This window comes from Amycolatopsis sp. 505 (assembly GCF_031625235.1).
Classification (GTDB): Bacteria; Actinomycetota; Actinomycetes; order Mycobacteriales; family Pseudonocardiaceae; genus Amycolatopsis.
On sequence record NZ_JACKQP010000003.1, the window covers coordinates 138,331 to 154,656 of the forward strand.

The 16,326-nt window shown below is 71.4% G+C and carries 12 protein-coding genes; 9 read left to right on the forward strand and 3 right to left on the reverse strand.

Annotated features, from left to right (window positions below; genetic code table 11):
- Positions 1 to 134: 134 nt before the first annotated feature.
- The 5 genes from H5965_RS12390 to sfnG are packed head-to-tail and all read left to right on the forward strand — an operon-like array spanning position 135 to position 6,229.
- On the forward strand, positions 135 to 1,745 hold the full coding sequence (locus H5965_RS12390) for an ABC transporter substrate-binding protein (RefSeq protein ID WP_310969797.1): 1,611 nt from the start codon (positions 135 to 137) through the stop codon (positions 1,743 to 1,745).
- Positions 1,742 to 2,695: an ABC transporter permease gene (locus H5965_RS12395; RefSeq protein WP_310970579.1), complete on the forward strand. Its 954-nt coding sequence runs from the start codon at positions 1,742 to 1,744 to the stop codon at positions 2,693 to 2,695. The genes H5965_RS12390 and H5965_RS12395 overlap by 4 nt, the downstream gene beginning before the upstream one ends.
- The gene (locus H5965_RS12400; RefSeq protein WP_310969798.1) at positions 2,688 to 3,509 is read left to right on the forward strand and encodes an ABC transporter permease; all 822 of its coding nucleotides are present in this window, start codon (positions 2,688 to 2,690) and stop codon (positions 3,507 to 3,509) included. The genes H5965_RS12395 and H5965_RS12400 overlap by 8 nt, the downstream gene beginning before the upstream one ends.
- Positions 3,506 to 5,077 carry an ABC transporter ATP-binding protein gene (locus H5965_RS12405; RefSeq protein ID WP_310969799.1) on the forward strand — a complete coding sequence of 524 codons (1,572 nt, stop codon included), beginning with the start codon at positions 3,506 to 3,508 and terminating at the stop codon, positions 5,075 to 5,077. The genes H5965_RS12400 and H5965_RS12405 overlap by 4 nt, the downstream gene beginning before the upstream one ends.
- Before the next feature lie 21 nt (positions 5,078 to 5,098).
- Positions 5,099 to 6,229 (forward strand): dimethylsulfone monooxygenase SfnG, encoded by a 1,131-nt coding sequence (sfnG, locus tag H5965_RS12410; RefSeq protein ID WP_310969800.1) that lies wholly within the window; start codon positions 5,099 to 5,101, stop codon positions 6,227 to 6,229.
- Positions 6,230 to 6,231: 2 nt separating this feature from the next.
- Here the strand turns inward: sfnG and H5965_RS12415 are convergent, their stop codons facing one another.
- Positions 6,232 to 7,185, reverse strand: a complete 954-nt coding sequence (locus tag H5965_RS12415) for a zinc-binding dehydrogenase (protein ID WP_310969801.1) — start codon at positions 7,183 to 7,185, stop codon at positions 6,232 to 6,234.
- A 78-nt stretch (positions 7,186 to 7,263) separates the two neighbouring features.
- On the opposite strand from H5965_RS12415, the gene H5965_RS12420 reads away from it, so the two are divergent.
- The 3 genes from H5965_RS12420 to H5965_RS12430 are packed head-to-tail and all read left to right on the forward strand — an operon-like array spanning position 7,264 to position 9,204.
- Entirely contained in the window at positions 7,264 to 7,830 is a 567-nt protein-coding gene (locus H5965_RS12420; RefSeq protein WP_396136905.1) for a TetR/AcrR family transcriptional regulator, read from the forward strand.
- Positions 7,831 to 7,888: 58 nt separating this feature from the next.
- Entirely contained in the window at positions 7,889 to 8,626 is a 738-nt protein-coding gene (locus H5965_RS12425) for an alpha/beta hydrolase (protein WP_310969803.1), read from the forward strand.
- Positions 8,623 to 9,204, forward strand: a complete 582-nt coding sequence (locus H5965_RS12430; protein ID WP_310969804.1) for a TetR/AcrR family transcriptional regulator — start codon at positions 8,623 to 8,625, stop codon at positions 9,202 to 9,204. Before H5965_RS12425 ends, H5965_RS12430 begins: the two co-directional genes overlap by 4 nt.
- On the opposite strand, the gene H5965_RS12435 is transcribed toward H5965_RS12430, so the two are convergent.
- A complete protein-coding gene (locus H5965_RS12435) occupies positions 9,199 to 12,045 on the reverse strand; it encodes a glycosyl hydrolase family 95 catalytic domain-containing protein (protein ID WP_310969805.1) in 2,847 nt (948 codons plus the stop codon). The two genes, H5965_RS12430 and H5965_RS12435, sit on opposite strands and share 6 nt — an antisense overlap.
- Before the next feature lie 11 nt (positions 12,046 to 12,056).
- The gene (locus H5965_RS12440) at positions 12,057 to 13,409 is read right to left on the reverse strand and encodes an RICIN domain-containing protein (RefSeq protein WP_310969806.1); all 1,353 of its coding nucleotides are present in this window, start codon (positions 13,407 to 13,409) and stop codon (positions 12,057 to 12,059) included.
- A 266-nt stretch (positions 13,410 to 13,675) separates the two neighbouring features.
- Between H5965_RS12440 and H5965_RS12445 the strand changes: the two genes are divergently transcribed.
- Entirely contained in the window at positions 13,676 to 16,015 is a 2,340-nt protein-coding gene (locus tag H5965_RS12445; RefSeq protein WP_310969807.1) for a beta-L-arabinofuranosidase domain-containing protein, read from the forward strand.
- Positions 16,016 to 16,326 lie beyond the last annotated feature (311 nt).

Consider the following 16,326-nt stretch of genomic DNA (forward strand, 5'->3'; position numbering starts at 1 on the left):
AAACGTTGTGTGTCAAGGGCGTCCCGCCGCGGTGCCAGGGACTGGGACGCCGGTTCGCACAGTGGGACGGGGTTCGGCGCATGGCTAGCGTCGCGTTCCGAAAGCCGCAACCGCTCCCCGCTGGAGGCCGTCCGGTGTCCCCCTTTCCCCGTGCCCGCTACGCCGCGGCCCTGCTCGCCCTGCCCGTGCTGCTGACCGCCTGCTCCGCGGCGGGCGGCGAACCCGCGGCCGACGCGGGCCCGCCGAAACCCGGCGGCGTCCTGCGGCTCGGCATCTCGTCCGCGCCCGACTGCATCGACCCGCAGCAGACCGCCACGAACGCGTCGATCAACGTCGCCCGCCAGCTGGTCGACTCGCTGACCGACCAGGACCCGAAGACCGGCGAGATCAAGCCGTGGCTGGCCGAAAAGTGGGACGTCAACGCCGATTCGACGGCGTTCACCTTCCACCTGCGCCCCGGCGCGACCTTCTCCGACGGCAGCCAGGTCGACGCGGCCGCGGTGAAGGCCAGCTTCGACGGCATCAAGGCCCTCGCCACGAAGGCCCAGCTCGGCTACGGCTACCTCGCCGCCTACAAGACGGCGGCGGTCGTCGACCCGCGGATCGTCCGCCTCGAGTTCTCCGCGCCCAGCGCGCAGTTCCTGCAGGCCAGCTCGACGGTTTCGCTCGGCGTCCTCGCGCCGGCGGCGTACCGCAAGACGCCGGAGCAGCGCTGCCAGGGCGCCGGCCTGATCGGCTCCGGGCCGTTCGTGTTCGAGAGCCTGAAGCAGAACCAGGAGATCGTGCTGGCCAAGCGCAAGGGCTACACCTGGGGCTCGTCGCTGTTCAAGCACCAGGGCGAGGCCTACCTGGACAAGATCGACTACAAGATCGTGCCCGAACCCGGCGTCCGCACCGGCAGCCTCGCCTCCGGCCAGCTCGACGCGGCCACCGACATCCAGCCGGTCGACGAGCCGCAGTTCACCGGCAACGGCTTCACCGAGAACATCCGGCCCAACCCCGGCGTCGTGTTCAACCTGCACGCCAACACCACCCGCGGTGTGCTCACCGACGAGAAGGTGCGCCAGGCCGTGCTCAAGGGCGTCGATCGCACCGAGGTCGTGAACACCGTGCTGACGCCCAGCTACAAGGCCGCCACGAGCATCCTCGGGTCGGCGACGCCGCTGGTCAGCGACCTCTCCCGGCAGCTCGCGTACGACCAGAAGGGTGCGGCCGCGCTGCTGGACGGCGACGGCTGGGTGCCCGGCCCCGACGGGATCCGCGTCAAGAACGGGCAGAAGCTGAGCGCGGCGGTCGTGTTCTCCCCGGTGTTCAACCAGAACCGCAGCGTGCTGGAGCTGATCCAGCAGCAGCTCCGCAAGATCGGCTTCGACCTGCGGATCGAGCAGCACACCACGGCCGAGACCACGCAGATCCAGCTGTCCGGGAACTACGACTTCCTCTGGTACAACGTGACCCGCGCCGACCCGGACATCCTGCGCGGCCAGTTCTCCACCAAGGCCGGTAACCGCAGCAAGCTCGCCCCGGGCAACCCCCTGGACGCCGCTCTGGACGCCCAGTCGTCCACTGTGGACGTCGCCAAGCGCAAGCCCTCGGCCGACGAGGCGCAGAAGCTCATCGTCGAGCACGCCTACGCCGTCCCGGTGTTCGAGCTGACCCAGGTCGTCGCGCTGAGCTCGAAGGCGCACGCCGTCGACTTCGAGGCGTCGTCACGGCTGCAGCTGTTCGACGCGTGGCTGTCGTGAGGCGCTATCTCCTGCGCCGCGTCGGGCAGGCGGTGTTCGTGCTGTGGGCGGCGTTCACGCTGTCGTTCCTGATCCTCTACCTGCTGCCGGGTGACGCCGTCTCGGCGAAGCTCGCCAGTGGCGAGGCGGGCTCGTCGGCGACGCCCGAGCAGCTCGCCGCCGCCCGCGCGGAGTACGGCCTCGACTCGCCGTTGCCGGTGCAGTACCTGAAACGCCTGGCGTCGGCGCTGCACGGCGACTTCGGCCGCAGCATCGCCACCGGCGACGACGCGACGCACATGGTCGTCACGGCGCTGCCGCCGACGCTCGCCGTGACCGGCCTCGCGCTGGTCTTCGCGGTGCTGTTCGGGGGCGGCTCGGCGTTCCTCGGCACGTTCACGCAGTTCCGCTGGCTGCGGCAGGCGCTGCTGTCCCTGCCGTCGCTGGCGATCTCGCTGCCGCCGTTCTGGGTCGGGCTGCTGCTGATCCAGTTCTTCTCCTTCCGGCTGCGCCTGCTGCCGGCGCTGGGCACGCAGGGCTTCGCCGCGCTGATCCTGCCCGCGCTCACGCTGGCCCTGCCGACCGGCGCGATCATCGGGCAGGTGCTGGCGAAGAGCCTGGCCACACAACAGCAGCAGCCGTACGCGGAGATCGCGGCGGCCAAGGGCGCGAGCCGCTGGCGCGTCCACTTCGGACACCTGCTGCGCAACGCCGCGGTACCCGCGCTGACCGTCGCCGGGGTGGTGGCGGGCAACCTCGTCGCGGGCTCGGTGATCACCGAGACGGTGTTCTCCCGCGACGGCGTCGGCCGCATCACCGCGGCGGCCGTCACCGCGCAGGACGTCCCGGTGGTGCAGGCGGTGATCGTCCTGGCGGCACTGGTGTTCGTGGTCCTCAACCTGGTCGTCGACCTGCTGTACCCGCTGCTCGACCCGCGCATCGCGCGGACGCCGGAGGTGGCCCGTGGTTGATCTCGCCGCCCCGGCCCGGGTGGTGCGCCGCCCGGGTCTCGTGCTCGCGATCGCCGTGCTGGCGTTCGTACTGCTGGCGGCCTTCGCGCCGGCGCTGCTGACCGGGTACGACCCGATCACCGGCGTCCCGGCCGAGCGGCTGCACGGGCCGTCGGTGCGGCACCTGTTCGGCACCGACGAGACCGGCCGGGACGTCTACGCGCGGGTCGTCCACGGCGCGTCGCTCTCGCTGCGGGCCACCGCGATCGCGGTGCTGGTGGCGCTGGTGGCCGGCTCGGCGCTCGGCCTGCTCGCCGGGTTCCGCGGCGGCTGGGCGGACACCGTGATCATGCGGATCGTCGACGTCTTCCTCGCCGTCCCGCCGATCCTGCTGTCGCTGGCGCTGGTCACCGCGCTGGGCTTCGGCACGACGAACGTGGCGATCGCCGTCGGCATCGCGAACCTCGCGTCCTTCGCGCGGGTCATGCGCGCGGAGGTGCTGCGCGTGCGCACCGGAGTGTTCGTCGAAGCCGCCCGTGCCGCCGGGGTGCGGTGGTCGGGGGTGCTGCTCCGGCACGTCCTGCCCAACGCGGCGGGCCCGGTGCTCGCGCTGGCGACGCTCACCCTCGGCACGGCCGTGCTCGAGGTGTCCGCGCTGAGCTTCCTCGGCTTCGGCGCGACCCCGCCCACCCCGGAGTGGGGTGCGCTCGTCGCGGGCGGGCGCAGTTTCCTGGCCACGGCCTGGTGGATGACGACGTTCCCGGGACTGACGGTCGCGGCGGTGGTCCTCGCCGCCAACCGGCTGTCGCGGGCGCTGGACGGAGGAGACCGATGACCCTGCTGCGCCTCTCGGACCTGGCCGTGTCGTACCGGGGCGTCCCGGCCGTGCGGGACGTCGGGTTCGACGTCGGCGAGGGCGAAGTGGTCGCCGTCGTCGGCGAATCGGGCTCCGGCAAGTCGACGACCGCGCACGCGGTGATCGGCCTGCTCCCACGCGGCGGCCGCGTCGACGGCGGCTCGATCACCTTCGCCGGGCGGGACCTGCTTGCGCTGTCGTCCCGGCAGTGGCGCTCGGTGCGCGGCCGCGAGATCGCACTGGTACCGCAGGACCCGGCGGTGTCGCTGAACCCGGTGCACCGGATCGGCGACCAGGTCGCGGAGGTGCTGAAGATCCACGGCCTCGCGGACCGGCGCACCGCCTCCCGGGAGGCGATCTCCTTGCTGGAACGCGCGGGCGTCCCGGACCCGGCGGTGCGGGCACGGCAGTACCCGCACCAGCTGTCGGGCGGGCTGCGGCAGCGCGTGCTGATCGCGGCGGCGCTGGCCGGGCAGCCGAAGCTGATCATCGCGGACGAGCCGACGTCGGCACTCGACGTCACGGTCCAGCGCCGGATCCTCGACCACCTGACGTCCCTGGCCCGGGAATCGGGCACGGCGATCCTGCTGATCACGCACGACCTCGGCGTCGCGGCCGACCGCGCGTCGCGGATCGTGGTGCTGTCCCAGGGTTCGGTCGTCGAGGAGGGTTCGTCGGTCGTCAGCGCGCCGACGCATCCCTACACGCGGCAGCTGATCGCGGCGGCGCCGAGCATGTCGAGCGCGGTGCGGCCCGCCGCGCCGCTCGCGCCACCGCTGGTTTCGGTGCGGGACCTCGCGAAGACGTTCGAGGGCGGGATCCGGGCGGTGGACGGCGTTTCGTTCGACATCCCGCGCGGGCAGACCCTGGCCCTGGTGGGCGAATCCGGCTCGGGCAAGTCGACGACGGCCCGGCTCCTGCTGCGGCTGGAGACCCCGACGTCCGGCTCGGTGTCGTTCGACGGCCAGGACATCACTGCGCTCGGCGGCGAGGAACTGCGCCGGCTGCGGCGGCGGATGCAGATCGTGTACCAGAACCCGTACGCGTCGCTGAACCCGAAGTTTTCGATCGAGGACGTCGTGGCGGAGCCGCTGCGGGCGTTCAAGCTGCCGCGCACCCGGGTCCCGGCGCTGCTCGACCAGGTCGCGTTGCCGGCGTCGGTGGCGCGCCGGAAGCCGGCCGAACTGTCGGGCGGCCAGCGCCAGCGGGTGGCGATCGCCCGGGCGCTGGCGCTGCGCCCGGACCTGGTGGTGTGCGACGAACCGGTGTCGGCGCTGGACGTCTCGGTGCAAGCGCAGATCCTGGCGCTGCTGGCGGACCTGCAGTCCTCGCTGGGATTGTCGTACTTGTTCATTTCGCACGACTTGGCCGTGGTCCGGCAGCTGGCGGATCAGGTGGGCGTGATGCGGGCGGGCGAGCTGGTCGAGCTGGGCCCGGCGGCGCGGGTGCTGGAGGACCCGCAGGCGGAGTACACGAAGGAACTCCTGGCCGCGATCCCCGGCCGCCGCGTGGCTTCCCAGCACGTGGATGCTTTTGCCGAGACCTGACCGATGCCTCACTCTCCGACCATGACCCAGCTTCACGAACCCTTGAAATTCGCCTATTGGGTACCGAACGTCAGCGGCGGGCTCGTCACCAGCGACATCGAGCAGCGCACCGATTGGGGGTACGAATACAACCGGGATCTTGCGGTCATCGCCGAGAACAACGGCTTCGAATACGCGCTCACGCAGGTGCGCTACACCGCCAGCTACGGCGCCGCCTACCAGCACGAATCGACCGGGTTCAGCCTTGCGCTGCTGCTGGCGACGCAGCGGCTGAAGGTGATCGCGGCCGTCCACCCCGGACTGTGGCAGCCCGGCGTGCTCGCGAAGTTCCTCGCCAGCGCGGACGTCCTGTCCGGCGGCCGGGCCGCGGTGAACGTCGTCAGCGGCTGGTTCAAGGACGAGTTCACCGGGCTCGGCGAACCCTGGCTGGAGCACGACGAGCGCTACCGCCGGTCCGAAGAGTTCATCCGGGTGCTCAAGGAATTGTGGACCGACGACCACGCCGAATTCTCCGGCGACTTCTACCGGATCCACGATTTCGACATCAAGCCCAAACCCCTGGCCGCGGAGGGGCGCCCGCACCCGGAAATCTTCCAGGGCGGCAACTCCACGGCCGCCCGCAGGCTCGCCGGCCGCGTTTCGGACTGGTACTTCAGCAACGGCAAGGATTACGACGGCTTCAGCGAGCAGGTGACCGAGGTCCGCGGGTACGCCGCCGAAAACGACCACGCCGTTCGCTTCGGGTTGAACGGGTTCGTGATCGCCCGCGAGACCGAAGCCGAAGCGCGGGACGTGCTGCGCGAAATCGTCGCGAAGGCCAATGTGCAGGCGGTGGAGGGCTTCCGCTCGGCGGTGAAGCAGGCCGGCCACGCCACGGCGGACAAGAAGGGCATGTGGGCCGACTCGGAGTTCGCCGATCTCGTCCAGTACAACGACGGCTTCCGCACCCGGCTCATCGGCACCCCGGAACAGATCGCCGAGCGCGCCGTCGAGTACAAGCGCCGCGGCGCGAGCCTGCTGCTGCTCGGGTTCCTGCACTTCCAGGAGGAGGTCGAGTACTTCGGCAAGCACGTGCTGCCGATCATCCGCGAACTCGAGAAGGACATCGACCACAGTGCCGCGACGCCCGAACCCGTGGCGGGCCGGGCCTGAGGTCAGGCCGGGACGAGCGCGAGCCGGCCGAACACGGTGCCGGCGTCGAGCTGCCGGTGGGCGGCCACGGCCTGCCCCAACGGCAGCACGTCGTGGACGACGGCGGCCAGCTCGCCGCGGCCCACGGCGGCCAGCAGCCCGGCGGCCACCGCCCGACGGTCCTCCGTGGACACCGAGTCGGCGCTGAAGACGCCGAACGTCAGCGACTTCCGGAACGCGGTGAACATCTCCGCGGCGAGCCGGGCCGGTGGTGGCCCCGCGATCGCGCCCACCGCCACCAGCCGGCCGTTCGGGTTCATCTTGGCGAAGAACGACGGCAGTTCGTCCCCGGCGACGATGTCGAGGACGACGTCGAAGCCGGTCGCGCCCTCGCCGGTGCGGTCGAGCACCTCGGTGGCGCCCAGTGCGCGCAGGCGGGCGCCGCGTTCGGCCGACGACGTCGTGACCGCGACCGTGCCGGTGCGGGCCGCGAGCTGGACCGCCAGCACGCCGATCCCGCCCGCCGCGCCGCGGACCAGCACCGACTCGCCGTCGGCGAAGCGGGCGTGCCGGAGGCCGAAGTGGGCGACCACGCCGGAGCCCGCGACGGTCACCGCGTCGACCGGCGACACACCCGGCGGCAGCCGCACCAGCGTCGCGGCGGGGACCACCGCCTGCTCGACGTACCCGCCGCCCCCGTCGGTGGGGGCCCAGACCCGCGCGCCGGCCCACGACTCGTCGACGTCCGCGCCGAGTGCGGTCACCACGCCGGCGACCTCGCCGCCCAGGACGTGACCGGGTTCGAAGCCGAACGCGGCGAGCGCACCCCGGCGGATCAGCACGTCGACCCCGCCGACCCCGATCGCCTCGGTGGTGATCACCACCTCGCCGGCGGCCGGCCGCGGGTCGGGGAGGTCCACGACGGCCAGCCCGCCGGGCTCGCCGAAACTCTGCACCGCAACTGCTTTCACTGTCATCTCCTTGAGGTCGAGGCGGCCGCGACGGTAACGGACGCACCCGTCCGGTTGGGCTAAAGTGAGACGGTGACCGGCCAGTTGCCTCGGATCCGGCGTTCGGACGCCCGCGACAACCGCGAGCGCCTCCTCGAAGCCGCCCGGGCCGTCTTCGCCGCCGAGGGGCTCGCGGCCCCGATGCGGGAGATCGCCCGCCACGCCGGGGTCGGCCCGGCGACGCTCTACCGCCACTTCCCGACCAAGGAGCAGCTGTTCGCCGAGGCGTTCGCGGAGCGGATGCGTGCGTGCTACGCCGTCGTCGAGGACGGTCTCGCCGACGCGGATCCCTGGCGTGGCCTGCGCACCGTGATCGAGCGCCTGGGCGAGCTGTACGCCCGCGACCGGGCCACCACCGCGGCGCTGGTGTCGGCCTACCCCGGCGCGCTCGACTTCACCGCCGACCGCGAACGGGCCCTGAAATCGCTCGCCGAGCTGGTGCGCCGGGCCAAGGAGGCGGGCGAGCTGCGCCCCGAAACGACCCTGGACGACGTCGTGATCCTCCTGATGGCGGCCGGCGGGATCCAGGCGTCGACGCCGGCGAACCGGGCCGCGGCCGTCCGGCGGTACACCACGATCGCGAGCAACGGGCTGCGAGCCCGCCGCGACTAAGTGGGACACTGTCCCGTATGGTAACCGGGACACTGTCCCACTTGAGGAGTCGAGTCACATGGCGATCACGTACGTGCTGGTCCACGGCGCCTGGCACACCGGCCAGTGCTGGGCGCGGGTCGTACCGCGGCTGGCGGCGAGCGGACGGCCGGTGTTCACCCCGACGCTCACCGGCTACGGCGAAACGCGGCACCTGCTGGCCCCGGACGTCGGGCTGCGCACGCACGCCGCCGACGTCGTGCGGCTGCTGGTCGAAGCGGACCTGCACGACGTCGTCCTGGTCGGGCACAGCTACGCCGGCCTGGTGATCTCCGCGGTGGCCAACGAGGTGCCGGAGCGGATCGCGCGGCTGGTGTACCTCGACGCGATGGTGCCCGTCCACGGCGAGAACGGGCTCGACGTCATGCCGGTCACCCGGAGCATGCTCGGCACCGGCTGGCGGGTCCCGCCGCTGCCCGAACTGCCCGCGCCCTTCGGCCTGTTCGGGGTGACCGACCCCGGGGACGTCGCCTGGCTGCGGACCATGCTGTCCGACCAGCCGCTCCGGTGCCTCGAAGAGCCGGTCGAGCTGGACAACCCGGCCGCGGCGGCGATCCCGCGCACGCACATCCACTGCACGGTCAAGCCGGAGGGGTTCGACCGGCGCCCGGTGCCCGCCGTGCAGCCGAACGGCGAGCCCGCGGACGTGCGCGAGCTGGCCGCCGGGCACGACTGCATGATCACCGCGCCGGCCGAGCTGGCCGGGCTGCTACTGGACGTCGGGGAGCCGGTGGGGGCCGGTAGCATGCGGTCGTGAGCGATGCCCGGACGGCGGCGGGGAAACCGCCGCGGCGCGCCGACGCGCGGCGCAACGCCGGGAACGTCCTCGAAGCCGCCGCCGCGGTGTTCGTGACCTCCGGCGTCGAAGCGCCGATCCGGGAGATCGCCGCCCGGGCCGGGGTGGGCACGGCCACCATCTACCGCCACTACCCGACCCGGGCCGACCTGATCCTCGCGGTGTACCGGCGGCAGGTCGAAGCCCTGGCCGAGGCCGGTCCCGCGCTGCTCGCCGGCGACCTCGGGCCGCACCGGGCCCTGGTCGAGTGGATCGACCGGTTCGTCGACTTCGTCATCACCAAACAGGGCCTGGCGTCGGTGCTGCAGTCCGACGAAGCCTGCTACGACCCGCTGCACGCCTACTTCCTCGAACGCCTCGGTCCGGTGTGCACGCAGCTGCTCGAGGCGGCCGCGGAGGCCGGCGAGATCGTCCCCGGCCAGGACGCCTACGAGCTGATGCGCGGCGTCGGCAGCCTCTGCGCCGGCGCGGGGTCCGCGGCGCACTACGACGCGCGGCACCTGGTGAACCTCCTGGTCAACGGCCTGCGCCGGTCATAGGCGCTGGAGCAGGAACCGCTGGTTGGCGCCACTGCCGGCCGCGTACTGGGAGATCCGGGCCCCGTCGGCGGTCGAGGCGCCCCAGACGTCCATGGCGAGGCCGCTGGCCCGGTTGACCAGGCTCACCACTCCGCCGCCCTGATCGGTCACCCGCCACTGCTGCGTCGTCGCGCCGGTGTCGGGCTGCTGGGTGATGTCCGCGCCGGAGGCCGAACTCGCGACCTGCAGGACCAGGCCGCTGTTGCGAGACCGGATGCGGTGGTAGCCGGCGTCGGAGGCGAGGAAGTCGAACTGCTGGTTCAGGCCGCTGGTGGCCTGCCACTGGATCAGCGCCGCGCCGGCCGCCGTCGAGCCGCCGCTGATGTCGGCCGACTTGCCGCTGTGCTGGGCGACGAGCCGGTAGTTGACCCCGGGTTCGACCACCGGCGGCGGCCCGCCGAGGGAAGTGACCTGGTAGGTGTGCCCGGCCTGACCGGGGAACCGGACCAGATCGGACTCGACGGTCGTCGGCTGGACCTTGGCGCCGCCGGTGGTGTCGAGCACCTCGTAGGTCGTGGTGAACAGCCGGCTGCGGACGTTGACGTCGCCGTCGCGGTCGGGCGTGATGGTCAGCTGCGTCGCGGCGCCCCCGCTCCAGGTCGCGCCGACCGTGTAGCCGCCGCGGCCGCGCAGGCCCGTGACGCTGCCGGCCGGCCAGGCGGGTGGCAGCGCGGGCAGCAGGTGCAACTCGCCGTTGTGGCTGTGCAGCAGCAGTTCGGCGATGCCGGAGGTCGCACCGAAGTTGCCGTCGATCTGGAACGGCGGGTGCAGGTCGAACATGTTGGGCGCCAGCCGGTCCGTCCGCACGAGCAGCCGGAGCAGGTCGTGCGCCTTGGCGCCCTCTTCCATGCGCGCCCAGTAGTTGATCTTCCACGCCAGTGACCACCCGGTGCCATCGTCCCCGCGCAATTGGAGTGTCCTGCGGGCGGCGGTGAACAGCGACGGCGTGCCGCGCTTGGTGATCTGGTTGCTCGGGTAGAGGCCGTAGAGGTGCGAGATGTGCCGGTGGGTCTGTTCGGTCTCCACCCAGTCGTAGAGCCACTCCTGGATGTTGCCGCGCGAGCCGACCTTCATCGGCGCCAGCCGCTGCCGGGCCGCCTTGACCTGGTCGGCGAACGCGGCGTCCACGCCGAGCACCTGGCACGCGCCCGCGCAGCCGTCGAACAGGTCGCGCAGGATCTGCATGTCCATCGTCGGTCCCGCGCACACGGACGCGTTCGCGTGGTGGTTGAGCTCGGGGGAGTTCGCCGGGTTGGTGACCAGGTAGCCCAGGGAGGGTTCGGTCACCAGGCTGTCGAGGAAGAACTGGGCGGCGCCCTTCAGCAGCGGGTAGCGGGCGCGCAGGAAGGCGACGTCGCCGGTGAACCGGTAGTGGTCCCAGATCATGGTGGCGAGCCAGGCGCCGCCGGTCTGCCACATGCCGGCCTGCGCGAAGTCCACAATGGAGGATCCGCGCCACCCGTCGGTGTTGTGGTGGGTGACCCAGCCGCGGGCGCCGTACTCGACCTGCGCGGTGCGGGCGCCGGTGACCGCGAGGTCGGCGATCATGGCGAACACCGGTTCGTAGCACTCGGGGAGGTTGGTGACGTCGGCCGGCCAGTAGTTCATCGGCAGGTTGGCGTTGAGCGTGTACTTCGATTCCCACGACGGGTTGAGGCTGTCGTTCCAGATGCCCTGCAGGTTGGCCGGCTGGGTGCCCGGCCGCGACGAGGAGATCAGCAGGTAGCGCCCGAACTGGAAGAGCAGGGCGGCGAACTGCGGGTCGCTGACGCTGTTGTGCTGCGCGATCCGGACGTCGGTCGGCTGGTCGGCGGCCGAGGTCCGGCCCAGGTCGAGCGTCGTGCGGTTGAACAGCTTCTGGTAGTCGGCGACGTGCCGGCTGCGCAGGGTGTCGTAGGAAAGCGTCTGCGCGGCGGCCAGCCTCGACCGCGCGCTGCCCTGGTAGTCCCCGTTCACCGTGCGGTAGTCGACGTAGCTGGTGCCGATCGAGATCAGCAGCGTCACGGCGTTGGCCCCGGACACCCGCAGCGTGCCGCCGGAACTGCTGGTGCTCCCGCCCTCGGCGGTGGCGGCGGCGAGGGCGAGGAACCGGACCGAGCCGGCGATGCCCCGGCTGTCGCCGGAAACGCCGTCGAGGGCGATCGTGGTCCCGTTCGGGCTGGACGCCGAGGCCCGCTGCGGGGTGCCGAACGAGGCGGAGAACGAGATCGAGCCGGGTGTCTCCGCCGTCAACCGCAGGACGATGACCTGGTCCACCGCGCTGGCGAACACTTCGCGCCGGTAGCGCACGTTGTTCACGACGTAGGTGACGACCGTCGTGGCGGTGGTCAGGTCGAGCCACCGCTGGTACGAAGATGCGCTGCCGCCGGGGAGCGCGAGGCTGAGCGTGCCGGCCGGCTGGTACGGCTGCTGCGCGGCCGGGGTGCCCAGCATCTTCTGGTCGATCAGCGACTGCGCCTGCGTCCACTGGTTCGCGAACACCAGCTGCCGGATCTGGGCGAGTGCCCCCGCGCCCTGGGTGTTGCTGTAGTCGTGGGGGCCGCCCGCCCAGATCGTGTCCTCGTTGAGCTGCAGGCGTTCGGTGTCGGTGTTGCCGAACACCATGGCGCCCAGCCTGCCGTTGCCGATCGGCAACGCCCGCAGCCACTCGGTGCCGGCCGGCTTGTCGTACCACAGGGCGAGGTCGTTCACCGCCCGGACGTCGGCCGGTGCGGCCGAGCCGGGCCGGGCGGTCGCCGTCCACACGAGGGGGACCAGTGCGGCGCCGAGCCGGATGGCCTGCCGTCGGGTCAGGTCGGGCATCGTCGTCCTCCTCAGGAGCGCTGGAGCTGGAACCGCTGGTTGGCGTTCCCGGAGACGGCGTATTGCGAGATGCGCGCGCCGTCGGCGGTCGAGGCGCCCCAGACGTCCATCGCGAGGCCGCTGGCCCGGTTGACCAGGCTGATCGCGCCGCCGCCCTGGTCGGTGACCTTCCACTGCTGGGTCGTCGCGTCGGTGTCGGGTTGCTGGGTGATGTCCGCGCCGGAGGCCGTGCCCGCGACCTGGAGGACGAGTCCGCTGTGCCGGGCGCGGACGCGGTAGTAGCCGTCGGCCGAGGCGAGGAAGTCGAACTGCTGGTTGGCCGCGGTGTGCGAGGACCACTGGATCAGCGCGGCGCCCGCCGCGGTGGACGCGCCGCTGATGTCCGCCGACTTGCCGCTGTGCGCGGCGACCAGGGAGTAGTTCACGCCGACCTGCACCGGCGAGGTCGGCGGGTTCGGGTCGCTGCCGCCGAACTGGCTGAAGAACTTCCAGATCTCGGTCTTCGTCCAGCTCCGCGCGCCGCTCTCGCAGCCGGTGCAGCCGTCCACCGGACCCTGCTGGTGGCCGCCGTCGAACGGGGCCCAGACCACCGGGTAGCCGGTCCGGCAGCCCGAGTAGGTGGTCAGGTAGTGCGTCTTGCTGCCCGCGGCGGGTTCGGGGGCGTTCTGCGGGGTGCAGCCGTTGTTGCGGACGAAGGTGTCCCGCAGCCCGCGGCCGGCGCCGATGTTGTCCGAGACGCCGTGGATGCCCATGTAGGCGATGGGCTGGGTGCCGCCGCTGCACCCGCTGATCGCGCCGGGGGCGGCGATCGCCACGACCGCGCGGAAGACGTTCGCCCGGGCGCAGGCGAGGGCGTAGCTCATCGCGCCGCCGTAGCTGAAGCCCACGGAGAACAGCTGTGTCGTGTCGACGCAGAGGTCGTTCTCGATCAGGCGGACCATGTCGTCGGTGAAGGTCACGTCCTCGCCGCCGGAATTGCCCCAGCCGTTGTTGAGGCCTTGCGGCGCCACGAAGATCGTGGAGTTCCCCGACTGCGACTGCATGCCGTAGTAGGCCCACGCGTAGCCGTCGCTGCCGCCGCCGGAGACCTGCTCGGCGGTGCCGCCCAGCCAGTGGAAGCCGAACGCCAGCCGGTGCGGGGCGGTGTTGTCGTAGGTGTCGGGGATCTTCAGGATGAAGCTGCGGCTCTTGCCGTTGCTCTGGATCGTGCGTTTGCCGCTCGTGAGCGTCGGGCTCTTGCCGCAGCCGGCACTCGGCGTCGCCGCCAGCGGTGCCGCGACGGCACCCGGGGGAGCGCCGCAGACGGCCAAGACGAGCAGCGCGGCGGTCGCGAAGATCCGGAACGACGATCGGAGCGTGGGCATGCGAAACCCTTCGGCCGACGGGGAAATCCTCGAGGCGTCTGCTCAAGGGTGTCCCGGTTGTAGCACGGATTTCGAATGAGCGTCCAGCCGGAAATGAAAGTTTCAGTTCCGGATCCGGTTCCGGAAATGGAGCGGTGAAATTTCCGGCCGCGGAACGGAATACGTCCACCGGGCCGGATTGCGCGGGGGTGGTGACAAGTGGCTTTGTTAGCGCTAACATGCTCCGCGCCCACCTCTTGTCCGCTCAACGACGAACGGAGCACCCGGTGACCTCCTCCTTCAGCCGCCGGCGCCTGCTGCAAGCCGCCGGCGCCACCGCCATCGCCTCCGCGGCCGGGTCCGCCGTCGGCTGGGCGCCCGCCGCTTCGGCCGCCACCGCCACCGCCACCGCCGCGGCCGTCGGCCCGGTCCGCCCCGACGCCGGGGTGTCCGCGTTCCCGTTCGACCTCGGCCAGGTGCGGCTGACCGCGAGCCGCTGGCTGGACAACCAGAACCGGACGCAGAACTACCTGCGGTTCGTCGACGTCAACCGGCTGCTGTACAACTTCCGCGCCAACCACCGGCTCTCCACCGGCGGCGCGGCCACCAACGGCGGCTGGGACGCGCCCAACTTCCCGTTCCGCAGCCACGTCCAGGGGCACTTCCTGACCGCGTGGGCCCAGCTGTGGGCCGTCGCCGGCGACACGACGTGCCGCGACAAGGCGACGACCATGGTGGCCGAGCTCGCCAAGTGCCAGGCGAACAACGCCGCCGCCGGATTCGCCGCGGGGTACCTGTCCGGCTTCCCGGAGGCCGATTTCGACAATCTCGAAGCCGGCAAGCTGACGAACGGCAACGTGCCTTACTACTGCATCCACAAGACCATGGCCGGCTTGCTCGACGTCTGGCGGTACGCCGACAGCACCCAGGCCCGTGACGTGCTGCTGAACCTGGCCGGCTGGGTCGACCGGCGGACCGCCCGGCTCAGCGCGTCGCAGATGCAGTCGGTGCTGAACACCGAATTCGGCGGGATGAACGCGGTGCTCACCGACCTGTACCAGTTCACCGGGGACTCGCGGTGGCTGACCGCGGCCAAGCGGTTCGACCACGCCGCCGTGTTCGACCCCCTGGCCGCCGGGCGGGATCAGCTCAACGGGCTGCACGCCAACACCCAGATCCCCAAGTGGATCGGCGCGGCCCGCGAGTACAAGGCGACGGGCACCACCCGCTACCGCGACATCGCCACGAACGCGTGGAACATCACGGTCGGTGCGCACACGTACGCCATCGGCGGCAACAGCCAGGCCGAGCACTTCCGCGCGCCCAACGCCATCGCCGGCTACCTCAACCAGGACACGTGCGAGAGCTGCAACACCTACAACATGCTCAAGCTGACCCGCGAGCTGATGGCGCTGTACCCGGACCGCGCCGACCTGGCCGACTACTACGAGCGGGCCCTGCTCAACCAGATGATCGGCCAGCAGAACCCGGCCGACAGCCACGGCCACATAACGTATTTCAGCTCCCTCAACCCGGGCGGCCGCCGAGGTCTCGGCCCGGCCTGGGGCGGCGGCACGTGGAGCACCGACTACAACTCGTTCTGGTGCTGCCAGGGGAGCGGCCTGGAGACCCAGACGAAGCTGGCCGATTCGATCTACTTCTACAGCGACACGACGTTGATCGTGAACCAGTTCCTGCCGTCGGTGCTCACGTGGTCCCAGCGGGGGATCACGGTCACCCAGACGACGTCGTTCCCGGTCAGTGACACGTCCACGTTGACGGTGACGGGGAGTGTGGGCGGGACCTGGGCGATGCGGATCCGCATCCCGTCGTGGACGAGCGGGGCGACGATCAGTGTCAACGGGGTCGCGCAGAACGTGACGGCCACGCCGGGCAGTTATGCGACCCTGTCGCGGTCGTGGGCTTCCGGAGACACGGTCACGGTGCGGCTGCCGATGAAGGTCGCTCTGAAGGCGGCCAACGACAACGCGAACGTCGCCGCGGTGACCTATGGTCCGGTGGTTCTGGCGGGCAATTACGGTGGGAGCACGCTGCCGTCGCTCAATGTCGGTTCGATCACCCGGACCAGCAGCAGTGCGTTGAACTTCAGTGCCACGGCCAACGGTGCTTCGGTCAATTTGGTGCCTTTTTATGATGCGCAGGGGTTCAGCTACACGGTGTACTGGAACACCGGTGGGGCCGGTGTGGTGACCTATCGGTTGGTCAACGTGGGCAGCGGGCTGGTGCTCGGGGTCGAGAACATGTCGACCGCCGATGGTGGGCGGGCTCTGCAGTGGTCGGACAGCGGTACGGCTGATCACAACTGGGAGATGATCACCGACGGGAGTGCGGTCCGGTTCCGGAATGCCAACAGCGGGAAGGTGCTGGGGGTGCTGGACATGTCCACGGCTGACGGTGCGCGGGTTCTCCAGTGGTCGGACAACGGGACTGCGGATCATCGGTGGACTCTGGTTGACCAGGGGGACGGGACGTCCAAGATCCGGAACGTTAATAGCGGAAAGTTGCTGACTATCGAGAACGGGTCCTCTGCGGCTGGGGCTTATGCGGTTCAGGGGCCGGACAATGGCGCGGCGGCCAATCGGTGGCGGATTGTGCGCAACGGCTGAGGCGGGCGGTTTGGGGTTGGCGGGCTGCTCCGGTTTGGCGGGGTAGTGCGGCGGTGCGGCGTGGGGGTGCCGACTTTCGGTGCGTTGCCGCGCCGCGCCGCGCGGCGCCGTGCCATGCCGGGCGGCGCCGGGCCGTGCCGCGCCGAGCCGCGCCGAGCCGCGCCGTGCTGGGCCGTGCTGGGCCGTGCCGTGCTGGGCCGCGCCGCGCGTGCGGCGCCGTGCCGTGCCGGGCGGCGCCGGGCCGTGCCGCGCCGAGCCGCGCCGAGCCGCGCCGTGCTGGGCCGTGTCGAGCTTGCCGGGCCGGGCCGGGC

Excerpts from the sequence above, each read along its gene's own strand:
- H5965_RS12440 (WP_310969806.1), bottom strand. The coding sequence starts at position 13,409 with ATGCCCACGCTCCGATCGTCGTTCCGGATCTTCGCGACCGCCGCGCTG.
- H5965_RS12435 (WP_310969805.1), bottom strand. The coding sequence starts at position 12,045 with ATGCCCGACCTGACCCGACGGCAGGCCATCCGGCTCGGCGCCGCACTG.
- H5965_RS12415 (WP_310969801.1), bottom strand. The coding sequence starts at position 7,185 with ATGACAGTGAAAGCAGTTGCGGTGCAGAGTTTCGGCGAGCCCGGCGGG.
- sfnG (WP_310969800.1), top strand. The coding sequence starts at position 5,099 with ATGACCCAGCTTCACGAACCCTTGAAATTCGCCTATTGGGTACCGAAC.
- H5965_RS12405 (WP_310969799.1), top strand. The coding sequence starts at position 3,506 with ATGACCCTGCTGCGCCTCTCGGACCTGGCCGTGTCGTACCGGGGCGTC.
- H5965_RS12425 (WP_310969803.1), top strand. The coding sequence starts at position 7,889 with ATGGCGATCACGTACGTGCTGGTCCACGGCGCCTGGCACACCGGCCAG.